This is a genomic window from Aeromicrobium sp. EU05-FHT14F07, from assembly GCF_058790455.1.
This window is the reverse complement of the sequence record NZ_JBYTCR010000001.1, coordinates 378,672-397,891: the sequence shown is the minus strand read 5'-3', so window position 1 is coordinate 397,891 and position 19,220 is coordinate 378,672. Positions and strand designations below refer to the sequence as shown.

The 19,220-nt window shown below is 72.5% G+C and carries 17 protein-coding genes and 1 pseudogene; 4 read left to right on the top strand and 14 right to left on the bottom strand.

The genetic code is table 11. The features are described from left to right. Positions 1–56: 56 nt before the first annotated feature. From AC3WRM_RS01975 to meaB, 3 genes are read right to left on the bottom strand one after another with little or no spacing between them, the layout of a single operon-like run. Positions 57–656 (bottom strand): nucleoside triphosphate pyrophosphohydrolase, encoded by a 600-nt coding sequence (locus AC3WRM_RS01975; protein ID WP_492248949.1) that lies wholly within the window; start codon positions 654–656, stop codon positions 57–59. Positions 657–666: 10 nt separating this feature from the next. Beyond that, positions 667–1,362, bottom strand: a complete 696-nt coding sequence (locus AC3WRM_RS01970) for a SurA N-terminal domain-containing protein (RefSeq protein ID WP_492248948.1) — start codon at positions 1,360–1,362, stop codon at positions 667–669. Between the two features lie 10 nt (positions 1,363–1,372). Further along, positions 1,373–2,344 carry a methylmalonyl Co-A mutase-associated GTPase MeaB gene (gene meaB / locus AC3WRM_RS01965; RefSeq protein WP_492248947.1) on the bottom strand — a complete coding sequence of 324 codons (972 nt, stop codon included), beginning with the start codon at positions 2,342–2,344 and terminating at the stop codon, positions 1,373–1,375. Between the two features lie 114 nt (positions 2,345–2,458). Here meaB and AC3WRM_RS01960 point away from each other — a divergent pair, with 114 nt between their 5' ends. Next, positions 2,459–2,725, top strand: a complete 267-nt coding sequence (locus AC3WRM_RS01960; protein WP_492248946.1) for a hypothetical protein — start codon at positions 2,459–2,461, stop codon at positions 2,723–2,725. A 62-nt stretch (positions 2,726–2,787) separates the two neighbouring features. Here AC3WRM_RS01960 and scpA read toward each other — a convergent pair. After that, positions 2,788–4,905 (bottom strand): annotated as a pseudogene (gene scpA / locus AC3WRM_RS01955) (methylmalonyl-CoA mutase); the annotation flags it as partial. A gap of 62 nt (positions 4,906–4,967) precedes the next feature. Further along, positions 4,968–6,836 carry a methylmalonyl-CoA mutase family protein gene (locus AC3WRM_RS01950; protein ID WP_492248945.1) on the bottom strand — a complete coding sequence of 623 codons (1,869 nt, stop codon included), beginning with the start codon at positions 6,834–6,836 and terminating at the stop codon, positions 4,968–4,970. A gap of 101 nt (positions 6,837–6,937) precedes the next feature. Here AC3WRM_RS01950 and serC point away from each other — a divergent pair, with 101 nt between their 5' ends. Next, positions 6,938–8,047 carry a phosphoserine transaminase gene (serC, locus tag AC3WRM_RS01945; protein WP_492248944.1) on the top strand — a complete coding sequence of 370 codons (1,110 nt, stop codon included), beginning with the start codon at positions 6,938–6,940 and terminating at the stop codon, positions 8,045–8,047. 128 nt (positions 8,048–8,175) lie between these two features. On the opposite strand, the gene AC3WRM_RS01940 is transcribed toward serC, so the two are convergent. From AC3WRM_RS01940 to AC3WRM_RS01930, 3 genes are all read right to left on the bottom strand, one after another. Then, a complete protein-coding gene (locus tag AC3WRM_RS01940; protein ID WP_492248943.1) occupies positions 8,176–8,700 on the bottom strand; it encodes a gamma carbonic anhydrase family protein in 525 nt (174 codons plus the stop codon). Between the two features lie 22 nt (positions 8,701–8,722). Continuing rightward, positions 8,723–10,162: an NCS2 family permease gene (locus AC3WRM_RS01935; RefSeq protein ID WP_492248942.1), complete on the bottom strand. Its 1,440-nt coding sequence runs from the start codon at positions 10,160–10,162 to the stop codon at positions 8,723–8,725. An 89-nt stretch (positions 10,163–10,251) separates the two neighbouring features. Then, complete coding sequence (locus AC3WRM_RS01930) at positions 10,252–11,313, bottom strand: YncE family protein (RefSeq protein ID WP_492248941.1); 1,062 nt, start codon at positions 11,311–11,313, stop codon at positions 10,252–10,254. A 93-nt stretch (positions 11,314–11,406) separates the two neighbouring features. Here AC3WRM_RS01930 and AC3WRM_RS01925 point away from each other — a divergent pair, with 93 nt between their 5' ends. After that, positions 11,407–11,811 (top strand): DUF2530 domain-containing protein, encoded by a 405-nt coding sequence (locus AC3WRM_RS01925; protein ID WP_236749741.1) that lies wholly within the window; start codon positions 11,407–11,409, stop codon positions 11,809–11,811. A 13-nt stretch (positions 11,812–11,824) separates the two neighbouring features. Here AC3WRM_RS01925 and AC3WRM_RS01920 read toward each other — a convergent pair whose 3' ends face one another. Next, complete coding sequence (locus AC3WRM_RS01920) at positions 11,825–12,559, bottom strand: DUF3027 domain-containing protein (RefSeq protein ID WP_492248940.1); 735 nt, start codon at positions 12,557–12,559, stop codon at positions 11,825–11,827. 103 nt (positions 12,560–12,662) lie between these two features. On the opposite strand from AC3WRM_RS01920, the gene AC3WRM_RS01915 reads away from it, so the two are divergent. Continuing rightward, a complete protein-coding gene (locus AC3WRM_RS01915) occupies positions 12,663–14,186 on the top strand; it encodes an MFS transporter (protein WP_492248939.1) in 1,524 nt (507 codons plus the stop codon). Between the two features lie 2 nt (positions 14,187–14,188). Here AC3WRM_RS01915 and AC3WRM_RS01910 read toward each other — a convergent pair whose 3' ends face one another. From AC3WRM_RS01910 to AC3WRM_RS01890, 5 genes are all read right to left on the bottom strand, one after another. Further along, entirely contained in the window at positions 14,189–15,034 is an 846-nt protein-coding gene (locus AC3WRM_RS01910) for a dioxygenase family protein (protein WP_492248938.1), read from the bottom strand. Positions 15,035–15,113: 79 nt separating this feature from the next. Next, complete coding sequence (locus AC3WRM_RS01905; protein ID WP_492248937.1) at positions 15,114–15,509, bottom strand: cold-shock protein; 396 nt, start codon at positions 15,507–15,509, stop codon at positions 15,114–15,116. Positions 15,510–15,554: 45 nt separating this feature from the next. After that, positions 15,555–16,556, bottom strand: coding sequence for a YihY/virulence factor BrkB family protein (locus AC3WRM_RS01900; RefSeq protein ID WP_492248936.1), 1,002 nt, complete (start codon positions 16,554–16,556; stop codon positions 15,555–15,557). Next, entirely contained in the window at positions 16,553–16,936 is a 384-nt protein-coding gene (locus tag AC3WRM_RS01895; RefSeq protein WP_492248935.1) for a type II toxin-antitoxin system PemK/MazF family toxin, read from the bottom strand. The genes AC3WRM_RS01900 and AC3WRM_RS01895 overlap by 4 nt, the downstream gene beginning before the upstream one ends. Before the next feature lie 675 nt (positions 16,937–17,611). Then, positions 17,612–19,204: an AMP-binding protein gene (locus AC3WRM_RS01890; protein ID WP_492248934.1), complete on the bottom strand. Its 1,593-nt coding sequence runs from the start codon at positions 19,202–19,204 to the stop codon at positions 17,612–17,614. Positions 19,205–19,220 lie beyond the last annotated feature (16 nt).

The following is a 19,220-nucleotide window of genomic DNA, read 5'->3' as shown; positions in this document are numbered from 1 at the left end:
CCGGTCGCGAACGCAGCATCGTCGGGTCCTCCCACCCGAACGCAGCATCGTGCGTCTCACCCGAGCCGGTCGCGGACGGCGCGGCGCAGCGCCTCCTCCGCGTCGACCCCTTGCTCGCGGGCCTCGGCGACGAGACGCAGGAGCCTGGAGCCGACGTCGTCGCCGCTGGTGTCGAGGTCGGGGACGCGGTCGAGCGCCTTGCGGGCGGTCGCGAGGGCCGGCAGGTCGCGGGCGATGCCGTCGAGCGGGTGCGTGTCGCGGGCACCGGACGTGGCCTTCTCCTGCGCCTTGACCGCCTGCCACGCGGCGTCGATCTCCTCGGGCGTCCGGGCGGTGCCGTCCGCGAACACGTGCGGGTTGCGCCGCACGAGCTTGTCGGTGATCCCGGCGGCGACGTCGTCGACGTCCCACCCCTCCCCCGTGTCGGCAGCGACGGCGGCGTGGAAGACGACCTGCATGAGGAGGTCGCCGAGCTCCTCGCGGAGCAGGTCGGTGTCGCCGTCGTCGAGCGCCTCGAGGGTCTCGTAGGTCTCCTCGAGCAGGTAGCGGCTCAGGCTCTCGTGGGTCTGCTGCCCCGTCCAGGCGCACTCCGCGCGCAGCCGTGCCATGACGGCGACGAGGTCGAGCAGCCGCTCGCCGGCGCGCGGGTCGCTCACGGGCGGCTGCTCACGAGCACCGCTGGGTCGCCGGCGCGATCAGCGGACGGTCGCGGGTGTCGGCAGCGGCAGGGACCGACAACGAGCCCGTGGCCGCCACCTGCTGACCGTCGTCGCCGAGCCCGAAGCGGGGGTCGATGCTGACGTCGGCCTTCCGCAGGGCGTCGGCGAGCACGCTGCGGCCGGCCTGCTGCAGCTGCTGGGCGTTGGCGTCGTCGGCGCGCTGGCCGGTGGCGGCCTCGCCGAGCTTCTCGGCGATGGCGTACGTGCGCTGCCCGGCCTCGAGCACGCGCACCGCCTCGTCGACGTCGACGTCGGGCAGCGCCTGCTCGACCTGGGCGCGCTGCTCGCCGGTGAACACGTACGCGCTGCGCGGCACGCGGATGCCCTCGCGGTCAGCCACCTCGCGCGCGACGACGCCGCTGACCAGCTCGCTCACGGCCTGGCGTCGCACGTCGGCGTTGTCGATCGTGGCGCCGCCGCCGGACTGGGCGGCGGAGAACAGCGACACCTCGCAGAGCACGTCGGCGGTGCGGTCGGCCTGGGCCATCGTGATGGTGGTGCCGTCGACCGTGGCGGCGGCACCGGGGCTGATCGACCCGCCGCAGCCGGCGAGCAGCACGGCCGACAGCGCGAGCGGCGGGACGAGGGACCCGGCCGACCGGGACCACCGACGGGTGACGGGCATCACAGGACGCGTCCTCATGGCGGCCAGACTACTGGTCGTAGGCCTCGAGGATGAGGTCCGCGGCGCTGGCCGCGGGCAGCTCGCCCGAGAGCACCGCCTCGCGCACCTCGTCGCGCACCCGTGCGACGCCCTCGTCGGTGCGCAGCCGCTGGTCGAGCTCGTCGCGCACGAGCGCCCACGTGAAGTCGAGCTGCTGCTGGGCGCGCTTCTCCCGCAGGCCACGCTGCCCGAGGAACTCGCGGTGCCGCACGAGCCGCTTCCAGACGGTGTCGATGCCGTGGTGCTCGAGCGCCGAGCAGGTGACGACCGGCGGCACCCAGCCCTGGGTGCCGGCGTACACGAGGCGCAGGGCTCCCGCGAGGTCCTTGGCCGTCACCTCGGCCTCCCGGGCACGCTCGCCGTCGGCCTTGTTGACGGCGATGACGTCGGCGATCTCGAGGATGCCCTTCTTGATGCCCTGCAGCTGGTCGCCGGTGCGGGCGATGGTGAGGAACAGGAACGTGTCGACCATGCCCGCGACCGTGATCTCGGACTGGCCGACCCCGACGGTCTCGACGAGCACGACGTCGTAGCCGGCGGCCTCGAGGACGGTCATCGCCTGGGAGGTCGCGCGGGCGACACCGCCGAGCGTGCCCGCGCTCGGCGACGGCCGGATGTAGGCCTGCGGGCTGACGGCGAGCTGCGCCATCCGGGTCTTGTCGCCGAGGACGGACCCGCCGGTGCGCACGCTCGACGGGTCGACGGCGAGCACGCCGACCCGGTTGCCCTGCTCCACGAGGTGCGTGCCGAGCGCCTCGATGAAGGTGCTCTTGCCGACACCGGGCACGCCCGAGATGCCGACCCGCACCGCTCCCCCGGCGTGCGGCGCGAGCGCGGCGAGCAGCTCCCGAGCCGCGGCGCGGTGGTCGGCGCGGCTCGACTCGACCAGGGTGATGGCGCGCGAGACCCCCGCACGACGTCCGTCGAGGACGTCGGCGGCGAGCTTCTCGACGTCGACCATCAGATGCTCCTTTCGGCGTCAAGCGCTCCACGCAGATCGTGGAGATCGCCTGGACCGACCTCCATCGCACTGGAAGCATCGCAGTCGAACGACGACACTGGAGGAGTGATCCATGTGAACGAGCCGCAGGTCTGGACGGTGATCGGCATCCTGGGCACCTCCCTGTTCGGGATGCTGACGCTCATGTCGACCATGTTCGTGCGCATCATCCGCACCGAGATCGGGTCCGTCCGGACCGAGATCGGCTCTGTCCTGACTGAGATCGGCTCGCTGCGCACGGAGATGCAGGCCGAGTTTGCCTCGGTGCGTACCGAGATCAGGTACCTCGATCGTGACGTGCAGGTCCTCACGAAGCGAGTGTTCGGCGACGGTGCGGCCTGACGGCGAGCACCGCGTCTCGCGATGAGACGCGGCGCCAGCCTTACCTCGGACGAACCGACCATCTAGTGCTGCAGGCTCGCGCGGAGCCGCTCGAGCAGGCTGAGCGCGGAGTCGGCGATGACGGTGCCCGGCAGGAACACCTCGGCGGCGCCCATCTCCTTCAGCGTCGGCACGTCGTCGGGCGGGATGACGCCACCCATGACGACCATGACGTCCTCGCCGCCGAGCTCGGCCAGCGCCTTCTTCAGCTCCGGCAGGAGCGTCAGGTGACCCGCCGCGAGGCTCGAGACGCCGACGATGTGCACATCGGCGTCCACGGCCTGCTGCGCGACCTCCTCCGGCGTGGAGAACAGCGGTCCGACGTCGACGTCGAAGCCCATGTCGGCGAAGGCGGTGACGATGACCTTCTGGCCACGGTCGTGCCCGTCCTGGCCCATCTTGGCCACCAGGATGCGCGGGCGTCGGCCTTCGGCCTTCTCGAACGCCTCGGTGGCCTCGATGACCTTCTGCACGTTGCCGCTCTGACCCGCCTCGGTCCGGTACACACCGGAGATCGTACGGATGACGGCCTGGTGGCGCCCGTAGACCTTCTCGAGGGCGTAGGAGATCTCGCCGACCGTCGCCTTCGCGCGGGCCGCGTCGACGGCCAGGGCGAGCAGGTTGCCGTCGAGCGAGCCGTCGCGGCTGGCGCCACGCTCGGCGCTGGCCGTCAGGGCGTCGAGCGCGCGCTCGACCTCCTGCGGGTCGCGCTCGGCGCGCAGCCGCTCGAGCTTCGCGACCTGCTGGGAGTACACGGAGGCGTTGTCGACCTTGAGCACGTCGAGCGGGTCCTCGTCGGCCAGCCGGTAGGTGTTGACGCCGATGACGGCCTGCTGGCCGGAGTCGATGCGCGCCTGCGTGCGGGCGGCCGCCTCCTCGACGCGCATCTTGGGGATGCCCGCCTCGATGGCCTTGGCCATGCCGCCGGCCTTCTCGACCTCCTGGATGTGCGCCCAGGCGCGGTTCGCGAGGTCGTGCGTCAGCTTCTCGACGTAGTAGGAGCCGCCCCACGGGTCGATGACGCCGGTGGTGCCCGACTCCTGCTGCAGCAGCAGCTGGGTGTTGCGGGCGATGCGGGCGCTGAAGTCGGTCGGCAGGGCGATCGCCTCGTCGAGCGCGTTCGTGTGCAGGCTCTGGGTGTGGCCCTGCGTGGCGGCCATCGCCTCGATGCAGGTGCGCTGGACGTTGTTGAACACGTCCTGGGCGGTCAGGCTCCAGCCCGACGTCTGGCTGTGGGTGCGCAGGCTCAGGCTCTTGGGGTTCTTCGGCTCGAAGTCGCGCACGAGCCGGGCCCACAGGGCTCGGGCCGCGCGCATCTTCGCGATCTCCATGTAGAAGTTCATGCCGATCGCCCAGAAGAAGCTGAGCCGCGGCGCGAAGGCGTCGATGTCGAGGCCGACGTCGAGACCGGCGCGGATGTACTCGACGCCGTCGGCGAGCGTGTAGGCGAGCTCGAGGTCGTTCGTCGCCCCGGCCTCCTGGATGTGGTAGCCGGAGATCGAGATGGAGTTGAACCGCGGCATCTTCGCCGCCGTGTACGCGAAGATGTCGGAGATGATCCGCATCGATGGCGCCGGCGGGTAGATGTAGGTGTTGCGGACCATGAACTCCTTGAGGATGTCGTTCTGGATGGTCCCCGAGAGCTGCTCCGGCGTCACCCCCTGCTCCTCGGCCGCGACGATGTACAGCGCGAGCACCGGCAGCACGGCACCGTTCATCGTCATCGAGACGCTCATCTCGTCGAGCGGGATGCCGTCGAAGAGCTGGCGCGCGTCGTAGATGGAGTCGATCGCGACGCCGGCCATGCCGACGTCGCCCTTCACCCGCGGGTGGTCGGAGTCGTAGCCCCGGTGCGTGGCGAGGTCGAAGGCGACCGAGAGGCCCTTCTGCCCGGCGGCGAGGTTGCGCCGGTAGAAGGCGTTCGACTCCTCGGCGGTGGAGAACCCGGCGTACTGCCGGATCGTCCACGGCTGGGTCGTGTACATGGCCGGGTACGGACCGCGCAGGAACGGCGCGAGGCCCGGGTAGGTGTCGAGCGCGTCGACGTCGGCGAGGTCGTCGGCGGTGTAGAGGTTCTTGACCGCGATGCCCTCGGGGGCGTCCCACGGCTCCGCGCCGTCGACCGCCGCCGCGTACGCGGCCGGGTCGGGCGTGGTGGGCTCGTCGGGGTCCAGCGGCAGTCCGGCGAACGAGGCGGGGATCGTCATGCCGTCACTTCCTCTCGGGTGCAGCGCAGGAAGGCCAGGGCGTCGAGCCCGGCCGCGCAGGAGTCGTCCACGTCGGCGTCGACGCTCTCGGGCCTGCCGGCGAGCACGACGTGGCGCGCGCCGGCCTCGCGCAGGGCCGCGACGAGGTCGCCACCCCACTCGGCATACAGGGGGTCGGGCCCGGCGAGGCAGACGACGGCGGGGGCGTCGGCCTGCCGGTAGGCCTCGACGACGGCGTCGACGCCGTCGGTCGCACCGGCGGTGACGGTGTCGATGCCGCCGGCCGCGAACAGGTTCGCCGCGAAGGTCGCACGCGCGGTGTGCTGCGCGACCCGGCCCAGGGTCGCGAGGAAGACGGGCTGGGCGGCGCGGTCGTCGCGCATGGCCTCGAACTCGCGGGCGTACCGCAGCACCGGCTGGGTGCGGCCGTACGGGCGCCGCTGGGGCAGCTCCTCGTGCAGGTTCGGGAACTCCGAGACACCCGTGACGGGGCGCTTGCGCCGGGCGATGTCGAGGGCGCGGTCCGACACCGTCTGCTCGACCTTGGGCAGCAGGGCCTCCAGGGCCGCGGCGAGGCCGTCGCCGGACGCGACCGCGTCGAGCTCGCCGAAGAGCTCCCACGCGGCCCGGGCGAGGTCGTCGGTGAGCTTCTCGACGGCGTGCGCGCCGCCGGCCGGGTCGGTCACCCGCGCCACGTGCGACTCGCTGATGAGCAGGCTCGAGGTGTTGCGGGCGATGCGACGGCTGAACGTCTCGGGCAGGCCGAGGGGCTCGTCGAAGGGCAGCACGGTCACGCTGGTGGCGCCGCCGACACCCGCGGCGAACGTCGCCACGCAGGTGCGGAGCATGTTCACGTAGGGGTCGTAGGACGCCATCATCGGCCGCGACGTGACCACGTGCTGACGCTGTCCGCGTCCGGTCTCGGCCACGCCGCTCAGCTCGAGCAGACGGGCCCAGGTGCGGCGGGCGGCGCGCAGCTTCGCGATGGTCGGGAACTGCTCGTCGGTGGCGGCGAGGCGCACGTCGAGCTGGTCGGCGGCGGCGTCGACGTCCAGGCCCGCGTCGACGAGCAGGCGCAGGTAGGCCGCGCCGGCGAGGAGGGCGTAGGCCAGCTCCTGCACGTCCGACGCACCGGCATCGTGCACGGCGGTGGCGTCGACCACGACGCCCCGGGCCCCGCGCTGCTGCGCGAGCCGCGCGACCTCGACCGCGACGGCCGGGTCGGTGACGGCGCCCTCGAGGCCGATGCCCAGCACGGTGCGGGCGTGCGCGCCGAGCGGGTCGGCGCCGTAGCTGGTGCCGGGCGCGGGTGACACGGCCTTGTCGTCGAGGACGGCGTCGAGCGCCTGGGCGGCGCCGAGCGGGTCGGTCGGGTCCTCGACCACGACGGGCGCGAGGTCGACGAAGACCGGCTCCAGCACGCGGGCGAGGGCGCCGGTGGGGACCGCACCCTCCCCGACGCTGATCCACAGCGAGTTGGCGCCGTTCTCGAGGTCGGTGACGACCTGCTCGGCGGTGACGTCGGGGTCGGGGTCGGTGAACCAGGCACGCACGTCCCAGCCGTCGAGCTCGCGCGTCGCGGCGCTGCCCCGCGTGAACGGCGCCTGCCCGGGAAGGCCCGTCTCCGGGAGGTCGGCCGTGAGGGCGGGGGTGCCCAGCGGGGTCACGCCGATGCCGTCGAGGGTGCGGCGGGTCAGCAGCCCCCACACGCCGGCGTCGGGGGCGTCGTCGGCGAGCTTCTTGGTCTTGCGCAGGACGGCAGCGGTGGCCTTCTCCCAGGCGGCGACGTCGGGGGCGACACCGTCGGCGAGGGGGACAGCGACCGTTGCCTCGGGGCCCACGCCGGAGCCGAGGTCGGATGCCATAGGGGGCATCGTAGGGCGGGCGTGTGAGCCCGGCCACCTCATGTGACGAACCCGACGGTGGGGGGCTGGAGCGGCCCTGGGAGGGCTGAGAGGATGGAGCGGTGAAGATCCCCGCCAGGTTGCTGCCCCAGGACGGACGATTCGGCTCGGGCCCCTCGAAGGTGCGCCCCGAGGCCCTCGCGGCGCTCGCCGCGTCGGGGTCGTCGCTGCTCGGCACGTCGCACCGGGCGGCCCCGGTCAGGAACCTGGTCGCCTCCGTGCGCCACGGGCTGGGCGACCTGCTCGAGCTGCCCGACGGCTACGAGGTCGTGCTCGGACTCGGCGGCTCGCACGCGTTCTTCGACGCCGCCGTGCACGGCCTGGTCGAGCGTCGCAGCCAGCACCTGGTGCACGGCGAGTTCAGCCGCAAGTTCGCGACGGCCGCCGCGCGCGCCCCCTTCCTGCAGGATCCCGACGTGCTGGAGTCGCCGCCGTCGACGCACCCCCTGCCGCGCGCGAACCCCGACGTCGACGTGTACGCCTGGGCCCACAACGAGACGTCGACCGGCGTGATGGTCCCGGTCGAGCGCGTGCCCGACGCCGACCCCGACGCCCTGGTGCTCGTCGACGCCACGTCGGCCGCCGGCGGCCTGTCGGTCGACCTCGAGCAGACCGACGTCTACTACTTCGCGCCGCAGAAGTCCTTCGCCTCCGACGGCGGCCTGTGGATCGCCGTCATGTCGCCCGCGGCCGTCGAGCGGGCGGAGCGGATCGCGGCCTCGGGCCGCTACGTCCCCGCCTTCCTCGACCTGCCCACCGCGATCGAGAACTCCCGCAAGGACCAGACGTACAACACGCCCGCCGTCGCCACCCTGGTGCTGCTCGACGAGCAGGTGCGCTGGCTGAACGAGCAGGGCGGCATGGACTTCGCGGCACGGCGTGTGCGCGACTCCAGCGCCCGGCTGTACGAGTGGGCGGAGGCGTCGACGTTCGCGTCGCCGTTCGTCACCGCCCCCACGGAGCGCTCGTTCGTGGTCGGGACGATCGACCTCGACGCGTCGGTCCCCCAGAAGGACCTCACGGGTGTCCTGCGTGAGAACGGGGTCGTCGATCTCGACGGCTACCGCGGCCTGGGTCGCAACCAGCTGCGCGTCGGCATGTTCCCCGCGGTCGAGCCCGACGACGTCAGCGCCCTCACCGCCTGCATCGACTGGGTCGTCGAGCGGCTCTGACCGGCCCCCGCGCCCGAGCCGGTTTGCGTGGGGCCCCACGTAACCCGGCTCCGCCCCACGCAAACATCGCCCCGATCCGCACGTTCGCGTGGGGCCCCACGTCAACGCGCACCGGACGGCGGGGTGGGTCAGGGGGTGACGACGGTGGCGGAGCGGTGCAGCTCGCGGTGCTCCTCGTAGATGCGAGCGTTGCGGTGGAGTCCCTCGACCTCCTCGTCGGTGAGCTCGCGCCGCACCTTGGCGGGCACGCCCGCGACGAGCGAGCGGGGCGGCACCTGCATGCCCGCGGTCACGAGCGCGCCGGCCGCGACCAGCGACTCGGTGCCGATCACGGCGCCGTTCATGACCACCGCGCCCATGCCGACGAGGCAGTGGTCCTCGACCGTGGCACCGTGCACGACGGCGTTGTGGCCGACCGACACGCCCTCGCCGAGCACGACGGGGTGGCCGCGGTCGACGTGGAAGGCGCAGCCGTCCTGCACGTTCGAGCGGGGTCCGACGGTGATCGGCTCGTTGTCGGCCCGCAGCACGGCCCCGTACCAGACGCTCGCGCCCTCCTCGAGAACCACGGAGCCCACGAGCGTGGCGTTCGGGGCCACGAAGGCGCTCTCGGCCACGCGCGGACGTCGGTCGTCACCCAGGTCGATCAGCATGGGTCCGACCCTAGCCAGCGACTCAGGTCAGCCACCGGGTGATCGGGTCGATCGCGAAGTAGATGACGAAGAGGGCGGTGACCACCCACATGAGCGGGTGGATCGAGGCGATGCGCCCGCGCGTCACCCGCAGCACGACCCAGGCGATGAAGCCGGCACCGATGCCCGCGGTGATCGAGTACGTGAACGGCATCAGCACGATCGTGAGGAACGCCGGGATGGCGATGTCGGGGTCGTCCCAGCTGATGCCCGTGACCTGCGACATCATGAGGAAGCCGACGAGCACGAGCGCGGGGACGGCTGCCTCGTTCGGGATGTGCTGGACGAGCGGGGCGAAGAAGGTGGCCAGCAGGAACAGCAGCCCGGTGACGATGCTCGCCAGCCCGGTGCGGGCACCGTCGCCCACGCCGGCCGCGGACTCGATGTAGGACGTGTTCGACGAGACGCCCGCCGCGCCACCGGCCGCCGCCGCGATGGAGTCAACGACGAGGATCCGCTGCGCGCCCTCGGGCGAGCCGCCCTCGTCGTTCAGGCCGGCCTCGGCGCCGATGGCCGTCATCGTGCCCATGGTGTCGAAGAAGTCCGCCAGCAGGAGCGTGAAGACCAGCAGCGACGCCGCGACGACGCCGACGCGCTCGAAGGAGCCCAGCAGCGAGAACTGGCCGAGCAGGCTGAAGTCGGGGGTCTGGACGATGGTGTCGGGCAGCGACGGGACGTTCAGGTTCCAGCCCTTGGAGGTGGGGTCCCCTCCCCCGCCGGGTGTGTCGGTGATCGCCTGGACGACACCGGCGAGCACCGTGGTCGCGAGGATGCCGATGAGGATCGCACCGGGCACGCCGCGGGCGTGCAGGGCGATCATGAGCAGCAGACCCAGGCAGAAGACCAGCACGGGCCAGCCGGCCAGCTCGCCGCCGATGCCGAGCCCGATGGGCGGCGCGGCGTTCCCGGTGGTGCGCACGAACCCGGCGTCGACCAGGCCGATGAGGGTGATGAAGAGCCCGATGCCGACAGCGATGGCCGTCTTGAGCTGCGCGGGCACGGCGTCGAAGACCGCCTTCCGGAAGCCGGTGAGCACGAGCAGCAGGATGACGAGACCCTCGATGACGACGAGCCCCATCGCGTCGGCCCACGTCATCTGCGACGCGACGGAGTAGGCGACGAACGCGTTGAGGCCGAGGCCGGTGGCGATCGCGAGCGGGAAGTTCGCGACCGCGCCCATGAGGATGCTGAGCACGCCGGCGGCGAGGGCCGTGCACGCGGCGATCGTCGTGAATCCCGAGCCCGGCTCGCTGCCGCCGCCGAGGAAGGTCCCGTCGGCGTCCGGGACACCGGCCAGGATGATCGGGTTCAGCACGATGATGTAGGCCATCGTGAGGAACGTGACGACGCCGCCACGCACCTCCCGGCCGACGCTGGAGCCGCGGGCGGCGATCTTGAAGTGGCGCTCGAGCACGGTCGTCATGGCCCGCAGCATGCCAGACCGGGACGTCCGGCACAGCGCCGTCCCCGTCTCGTGGACGTCGGTCGGCGACGTCGGGAGCTGGCGCCCGCTCAGTCGTCGTCGCGGCGCGTGATCCACACGCCGAACGCGGCGAGCAGGAGCACGGCGAGACCGCCGACGGCGACGACGAACCAGGGACGGCCCAGCTCCGTCGGGGCCGGTGCGCTCGGCGTCGCCGCGGCGGCGGAGGGCGTCGCCGTGGGGGTCGGCGTGGCCGACGGCACGGCCGCCCCGGCGCGCTCGGGCGAGAAGCCGACGCGCTGCAGCTGCCACGGGCTGCCCTCGCTGCCAATGAGGTAGGAGGCGCCGGACGGCTCGAAGGCGAGCGTCTCGCCCTGGGGTTGCTCGGGCAGCGCCTCGGTGCGCACGAGGGAGAGGTCGGAGGCGTCCAGCACGGCGGCGGCGATGTAGTTGCGCACGACGACGTACCGGCCGTCCGGGCTGGTGGACGCGTCGGTGGCCATGAGCAGCGTGGGGGCGCCGACCGGCTCGGGCACGTTGGTGCGCTGCGTCGACAGCGCGTCCGGGAAGCGGAGCACCTGGCCGGACAGCAGGTCCTTCGTGACGAGCAGGAACCGGCCCTCGCCGTCGACGGCGAGCGACTCGACGTCGTGCGGCCCGTCGGAGTAGCCCACCGGGTACCGCGTGGAGCGCACGGTGTGGTCGCCCGGGCCGGGCTCGTCGATGGCGTAGATGGCGGTGTCGCGACGCTGTGCGGCGTTGTCGCCGACGTCGCCGATCCAGAGCTTCCCGTCGTGCAGGGTCATGGCCTCGGTGTCGACCCAGGGCGTGCCGCTGACGGTCGTCGTGCCGACGACCTCGCCGGTGGAGATGCGCACCGCGTAGACGACGTCGGCGTTGCCGGAGTCGTTGATCGTGTACGCCAGGTCGTCGTGCACGGCGCTGACCGCGAGCCCGCTGGACTCGCTGATCCGCGGGTCGCGCACGGTGCTGACCACCCGGGCCGCCACGGCCGTCTCGTCGCCGTCGGCGCGCGGCAGCGTCTCGAGCGGTCGGGCGTCGGCGTCGCGCGTGAGCGAGACGACGGCGGCCACGACGAGCAGCACCACGAGGAGGGCCGGGAACAGCAGCCGGCGACGGCGGGGGTTCATCGGCTCCATCCTCCCAGCGGCCCGCGGGGGACGCACGGGTGCGGTCCGTCACGGGCCGGCGGGCGCCCGGACGCCGAACGCTACCCTGGACCGGTGAGCGACGAGTCGGAGTGGACGCTGCGCGACGGCGACGGCCCTGAGACGGTCGAGCGCAAGCTCGGGCACCGCGAGCGCGAACGCCTGGAGCGGGCGGCGCGCCGCCACGAGCTGGGGCGCCCCGAGGTCACCGAGCTCGAGATCGGTCGCACGACGCACAAGGTCGCGCAGGTCGAGCCCATGGACCTCGACGGCGTCCGCACGATGACGGTCGGCACGATCCTGTGGGGCGTCGTGGCCGTCGCGCTGGTGCCGTTCCTGGGCACGCTCGAGGAGCAGGGCCGCACGTGGTGGCTCTGGACGGCGATCGCCGGGTTCGGCCTCGGGCTGCTCGGCATCGAGTACTGCCGTCTGCGTCGCAACGCCCTGCGGCACCAGCCGGGCCGACGCCGCGACGGCTGACCCCGTCGCGTGGCTAGAGCTCGTCGACGTCGACGGTGTCCCACACCGGCGGCGGCAGCTTCTGCGGGCCCGCGGACCGGCTGAGCCGGGCGCCGGAGTGCGCACCGCACCCGTGGTCGAGCGCGACCACGCGTCCGTCGTCGTTGGCGGAGCCGTTGGCGCACACGCCGAACCGGTCGGAGAGCGGACCAGCGAGGCTGACGAGGAAGCCGCAGGAGTCGCAGGTGCCCGGGGCCTGCTTCGTCATCGGGGTGTCGGGGCCCTGCTCGCCGTCGTTCCAGCGCTGGGCAGCCAGGTCGCGCCCCTCGAGCGAGAGCACCCAGGTGCGCCCCAGGCCGACCTCGCGCGCGAAGGCGCGGTCGACGGTGTCGAGGTGGTCGCCGGCGGACCAGGCGGGCACGAGACGTGCGTCGTCCTCCTCGGGAGGCAGCACGTCGCCGGGGCTGAGGTCGCCGGGCTTGATGCGGTCGCGGTAGGGCGTCCAGGCGGGCGCGACCACGGCGTCGTCGCCGGGCAGCAGGACGACGTCGTTGACGGTGACCGCGTCGTCCTCGACGCCCGCGGACAGGCTCACCGCCCAGGTCCAGCCGCGGTAGCCCGGGCCGGTGCAGGCGAACAGGTGCGTGGCGAGCCGGTCGCCGTCGTCCACGACCCGCAGGTGCTCACCCACGGCCGACTCGTCGGTGGCCTCGAGCAGGGCGGCGCGGGCCACGTCGTGGGCGGCGCCCAGGGCGGGGTGGGTCGTCATGGCTCGATTGTCCCTCATGGGTCCAGCCGACCGCCAACCCCCGTGCCCGACACGGGACGAGGCTCACCCGGTCGGGCGGGGCGGCGTGGGGCAGGATGTGGTCATGGCCCCGACGAGCGACGGAGACGATCGCACGCCCGGCCCCGACTGGCCGGGTCCTGCCGACGGTCGTGCCGGTGGGCAGGCCGGCGAGCAGGACACGCTCGACGACCTCGGACCGGACCAGGGAGCCCAGGCCGGGTCCGACGCCGGCGCACCCCCGCCCCGACGCGGCGCGAAGGTCGCGTCGGGCCTGCGGCGCACCGGACGCACCGTGGCACGCGGCGGCGCGGGCGCGGTGGCGGGCGCGCGCCGCTTCACCCACGCCGGCGGCGCGGGCGAGTCGGGGCTGTCGCGCCTGCTGGAGCTGCACGCCTTCAACACGGCCGGCGACGCGGCCGTCGCGGTCTCGCTCGCGGGCACGCTCTTCTTCACGGTGCCCACGGAGCAGGCGAGCGGCCAGGTGGCGCTCTTCCTGGTGCTGACGATGCTGCCCTTCGCGTTCGTCGCCCCGTTGATCGGCCCGTTCCTCGACCGGTTCCGACGCGGCCGACGGTGGGCCATCGGCGGCACGCTCGCGATCCGCGCGTTCTGCTGCTGGGTGCTCGCCGGTGCCGTGGCTGAGGAGTCGCCCGCGTTCTACCTCGCCGCCCTCGGCTGCCTGGTGGCCTCCAAGGCGTACGGCGTCACGCGCGCGTCGGCCGTCCCGCGCCTCCTCCCCGAGGAGTTCACGCTGGTCAAGGCCAACTCGCGGATCTCGCTCACCGGCACCGCCGCGGCGGCGGTCTCGGCCCCGTTGGCCGTGGGCGCTGCCGCCCTCGGCGCCGAGTGGTCGCTGCGGTACGCGTTCGTCCTGTTCGTCGTGGGCACCGTGCTCGCGGTCCTGCTGCCCGCCCGCGTCGACTCCAGCGAGGGCGAGGAGCAGGTCGACCTGTCCGACCTCAGCGGTCGCCCGGCGAAGCGCGGCATCACGGTCTCGCGGCACGTCGTCGACGCGCTGCGCAGCAACGCCGGGCTGCGGCTCATCACCGGTTTCCTCACGATCTTCATGGCGTTCACGCTGCGCGAGCCGCCCGCGTCGCTCGGGTGGACGGGCAACGCGACGATCCTCATGGGCCTCGTGATCGGGGCGGCCGGCGCCGGCAACACCCTCGGCGTGGTCATCGGCTCGTGGACCCGCTCGCGCAGCCCGCACCGGGTGGTGCTCGCCGTCCTGCTGGTCGACATCGTGGCGCTGGCCGTGGCGGCGGCCTTCTTCCGCTGGCCGGTGGCCGCCCTGCTGGGCCTGACCGTGGGACTGTGCCAGTCGCTCGGCAAGCTCAGCCTCGACGCGCTCATCCAGCGCGACATCGGCGAGGAGGTGCGCACGAGCATGTTCGCGCGCTCGGAGACGCTGCTGCAGCTGTCGTGGGTGATCGGGGGCCTCATCGGCATCGGCCTGTTCACGCTCGACGCCGACGTCGCCGTCGCGATGTTCGTCACGGTCGGCGTCGTGGTGGCGTGGGGCGTGTTCGTGCTGCGCCAGGCGCACCTGACACGGAGCACCCCGACGGAGCCGGTGGGCCCGGTGCCTCCTCCCGCGTCCTGACCTCAGACGGTGACGAAGCTGCGCATCCCGATCGAGCCCATGTCGATGGAGGCGTTGAAGAAGCGCACGTCCTCGTCGGGGTGGAGCAGGCTGAGTGCCGCGACCATGGGCCGGTAGTGCTCGTCGGTGGGCACGGCGATCCGCGCCTCCCGCCAGGTCCCGTAGGGGTTGAGCAGCTGGTCGAGGCGACGGTCGGTCAGCGCGGCCGCGGTGTCGGCGTCGAACTGCTCGGCCCAGTCCCAGGCAGGTGCCTCCGGCTCCCAGCGGGCGCGACCGAGCGCGTGCACGATGTTGCCGCTGCCGATGAACAGCACGCCCTGGTCGCGCAGACGGCGCAGGCGGCCGTACAGCTCGTGCAGCCGCGGCAGCGGCAGGGTGTCGTCGATGCTGATCTGCAGGACGGGGACCTGCGGCGCGGGGGCGAGGTACTTGAGCACCGACCAGGTGCCGTGGTCGAGGCCCCACTGGCTGTCGAGCGCGGCCTCGTACTCCGCGAGCCGGTGGGCGAGCAGGCGGGCGACCTCGTGGTCGCCCACGGTGTCGTACTGCACGCGCGACAGCTCCTCCGGGAAGCCGCCGAAGTCGTAGATGACCCGGTTGCGCGGCGCGTCGGTCACGTGCGTGCGCCCGGGCGTCAGCCAGTGCGCACTGACGACCACGATGGCCTGCGGCTCCGGCAGCCGCTGGCCCTCCGCCCTCCAGGTGTGGGTGTAGTGGCTCTCCCGGATGGCGTGCATGGGGTTGCCGTGGCCGACGAAGAGCACCGGCATGCGCTCGCTCGGGCGCAGTCGCTGCTCGAGGTCGCTCAGCCGGTGCTCGGCCCGCGGGCCCGAGGGAATGGTGGTCACGCGGTGCTCCCGTGCTCAGGTAGTAGATCCTTCAACTACCAGGGTACGCGGCGCGAGGCGTTCGCACCAGCGCCCGGGCCTAGCCGTCCAGCTCGGTCGCCAGCGCACGCAGCAGCTGGGCGACGGGCTTTGCCGAGCGGGCGTCGGGGTGACGGCCGTGGCGGTACCCCTCCCCCAGCCCGTCGAGCAGGCGGATGAGGTCCTCGACGATCGTCACCATCTCCTCCGGCTTCTTGCGCCGGGCGCGCGCCTGCGTCCGCGAGACGGGGGCCGAGCCCTCCAGGACGCGCACCTGCAGCGCCTGGTCACCGCGCCGTCCCTGCGCGACCCCGAACTCGACGCGCGTCCCCGACTTCAGGGCGGTGACGTCGGCGGGCAGCGCGTCCGAGCGGACGTAGACGTCGCCGCCCTCGTCGCTGCTGATGAATCCGAAGCCCTTCTCGGTGTCGTACCACTTGACCTTGCCCGTGGGCATGCGCGTTTCCTTCTGTCGGGGGGATCGGAGAGGTGTGGGACCAGCCTAGGGCGTGGTGCCCTGCGGTTCGTCCTCGTCCTTCTCGAATCGGGCCTCGATCACCTGGAAGCCCTTGTGCCGCTGCGCCTTCGCGTACGCCGTGTACGCGCGCTTGTCGGCCTCCGTGAGCTCGACGTTGTCGGTGAACGGCGTCAGCAGCGCCCGCGGGTAGAGGCGGCGGCGCAGCACGACGTTGACCTCCAGTGCCATGACGACGAGCACGGCGGCGACGAAGATGAACGCGAGCAGGCCGAGGACCAGGGCGAAGGTCTGGTTGACCGTCTGGCTCGCCCGGTTGATCACGCGCGTCACGTAGGAGTTGCCGGCCAGCTGCAGCAGCTGCCAGCCGACCGCCGCGAAGACCGCGCCCGGGAGCACCGAGCGGGTGTGCGCACGGCCCGCGCTCACCAGGCGGAAGAGGCCGACGAAGATCGCGGCGGTCAGCACGAAGCCGGTGCCCCGCACAATCCACCCGGTGGCCGGTCCCACCAGTCCCCCGAAGGCGTCCGGGTTGGCCAGCACCGACGTCGCGACGGCGAGCACGAGGATGCCGATGCCCGCGATGGCGAGGAAGATCAGGCTGCGCAGCCGCATGAGGAACGGGTTCGCGCGACTGTTGCGCGGGACCGACCACGCGATGTTCGCGGCGTTCTGGGCGGCCTGGCCGAGCCCCATCGCACCGTAGAGCGCCGCGAGGGAACCGACGACGATCGCCGTCGTGCTGCCCTGCAGGCCCTGCTCGCTGCCGAGCTGGTCGCCGACGATCGGGAACTGGCTCAGGGCCGTGTTCAGCAGGCTCTCGCGCAGCTCAGGGTCGCCCTGCAGCACGAAGCCCAGGATCGACGTCGAGATGAGCAGGAGGGGGAACACCGCGACGAACGCGTAGTAGGTGACGATCGCCGCCAGGTAGGGGCCCTGGTCGTCGAAGTACTTGTAGACGACCGCCAGGGGCAGCCCGACGACCGGGTGTCGACGCTGGAAGCGGTCGACCTTGTCGATGGCGCTCATGCCAGTTCGAGGTGCTCGGCGGCAGACGCCAGCACCGCCGCGAACCGGGCCTCGTCGAGCACGGCGCCCTCGCGACGCACGGCCTCGGGGTCGACCTCGAGGAGGCGGTTCACCCGCACCTCGCTGGGCCGACCCTGCGCGTCCCACGCGCCGGAGCCGATGTCGAGCCAGAAGCGACCGTCGCGCGCCTCCTGGGCCGCGTCACGGTCGTGGTCCTTGGAGGTGAGCATCAGCCCGACGAGCCGTGTGCCGTCGCGTCCGACGACCAGGACCGGCCGGTCCTTGCCCTGCGTCGGGTCGTCCTCGTACGGCACCCAGGTCCACACGATCTCCCCCGGGTCGGGCCGTCCGTCGGGCTTCGGCGCATACGTCACGTCCACGGCGACAGCCTCCCACACGCCTGCGGCACGGGCCGGGTGACGCGATCAGCGGAGGGTTCCGCTGGTCGAGTAGCGGCGACGGCGAGCGCCAGCGAGCACGTGGCTGCGATGGAGCCGTCGCAGTGGGGCGTAGCCGCGACGGAGCGAGACCACCCGGCAACGGCTCAGCGTCGGCCGGCTCCCAGCGTTTGCTTGGAATGGTCTCGATACGTCGCCGCCCGATACTCCGTCGCGGCGTCGACTACTCGACCAGCGAAACCTCCCGCTGGTCGAGTAGCGGCCACGCGCGACGAAGGAGCGCCGTGGCTGCGATGGAGCCGTCGCAGCGGAGGGCGTAGCCGCGACGGAGCGAGACCACCCGGCAACGGCTCAGCGTCGGCCGGCTCCCAGCGTCCGCTGAGAGTGGTCTCGATACGTCTCCGCCAGCTCCTCCGTCGCGGCGTCGACTACTCGACCAGCGAAACCTCCCGCTGGTCGAGTAGCGGGCACGCGCGACGAAGGAGCGTCGTGGCCGCGTATCGAGACCACCCGGCAACGGATCAGCGCGAGCCGGCTCCCAGCGACCGCCCGGGAGTGGTCTCGATACACCTCCCCTCGCTGGCGCTCGTGGAGGCACTCGACCAGCGGAGGGGTCCGCTGGTCGAGTCGTGCGGTCCCGCTGGGGCTCGTCCGGGGTCAGTCGAGCTCGGGCAGCTCGCGCTTCATGACCTTGCCGGTGGGGTTGCGCGGCAGCTCGTCGAGGAACTTGGTCCGACGCGGCACGGCGAAGCGGGCGACCCGCTCCTTGGCGTAGGAGACGACCTCGTCCTCGCTGAGCGACTCACCGTCCTTGACCACCACGTAGGCGGCGAGGCAGTGGCCCCAGTCGGGGTCGGGCACGCCGACGACCACCACGTCGGTGATCGAGGGGTGGCCGATGAGCGCGTCCTCCAGCTCGCGGGGGAACACGTTCTCACCGCCGGAGATGATCATGTCGTCGTCGCGGCCGGCGACGAACAGCCGCCCGTCCTCGTCGAAGTAGCCGAGGTCGCCCGTGTGCATGAGCCCGTCACGGAAGTCCTTGGTGTTGCCGTCGGTGTACCCACCGAACTGCATCTCGTTGCCGACGTAGATGACGCCGGTCTCGCCCGGCGGCAGCTCGTTGCCGTCGGTGTCGAGGACCTTCGCGACCGTGCGCCACGGCACGCGGCCCGCGGTGCCGGGCGCCGCGCGCAGGTCCTCCGGCGAGGCGATCGACACCCACCCGGTCTCGGTGGCGCCGTAGAAGTTGTAGACCGAGTCGGTGAAGCGGTCCATGAAGTCGATCGCCAGGTCGCCGGCGAGCGCCGACCCGCTCGAGGCGGTGATGCGCAGGGTGGAGACGTCGTACCGGTCGGCCACCTCGCGGTCGAGGTTCACGAGCCGCTGCATCATCAGCGGCACCACGACGAGCACCTCGGCCTTGTACCGGTCGATGTCCTGGAGCACCTGCGCCGGGTCGAACTTCCGACGCAGGACGTAGGTGGGGACGGTCGAGAGGCCGAAGCCGAAGTTGATCAGGCCCCACGAGTGGAACAGCGGCGCCGCCAGGACGACGGTCGAGTTGCCGCGGTACGGGATGGAGCCGAAGAAGGTGAGGAGCGGGTCGAGGTTCTCCGGTTCCTTGCGGTTCGCGCCCTTGGGCAGGCCGGTGGTGCCGGAGGTGAAGATGACGATGCCACCGGGCTTGGACGGCTTCTTGTGGTCGTCGCTCGGCTGCCCCTCCGCGAGGCCCGACAGGGTCGGCAGGCCGTGGGAGTCGTCGTCGGACCAGGCCACGACGACGAGGTCGCGGTCGATCTCGGACGTCACCTTCAGGAACTCCTGGTCGACGATGGCGAACTTCGCGCCCTCGCGTCGGGTGAGCTCGCCGAGCTGGGAGGCACTGGCCATCGTGTTGAGCAGCAGGACCTTCGCACCGATCTGCATGATCGAGACCATCGAGACCACCATCCAGCGGTGGTTGCGTCCCATGAGGGCGACCGCGTCGCCGACCTGCACGCCACGGGCCTTGAGCGCCGCCGTCGTGCGGTTGATCTCGTCGCGCAGCTCGCCCCAGGTGATCTCGCCGGCGTCGTCGATGATCGCCGTCTGGTGGGGGAAGCGGGCGGCCGCGGCGCCCACCGCCGACGGGAAGCCGGGGCCCCAGGTGGCGAGCTTGATGCCCGCCTTGAGGAGCCGGTGGGGTGGCTGGACCTTGAGGAGCCCGATCTGTCGCAGGACCTTCAGCTTGTAGGCGATGTCACTCATGCGGTCCGGCGGCTCC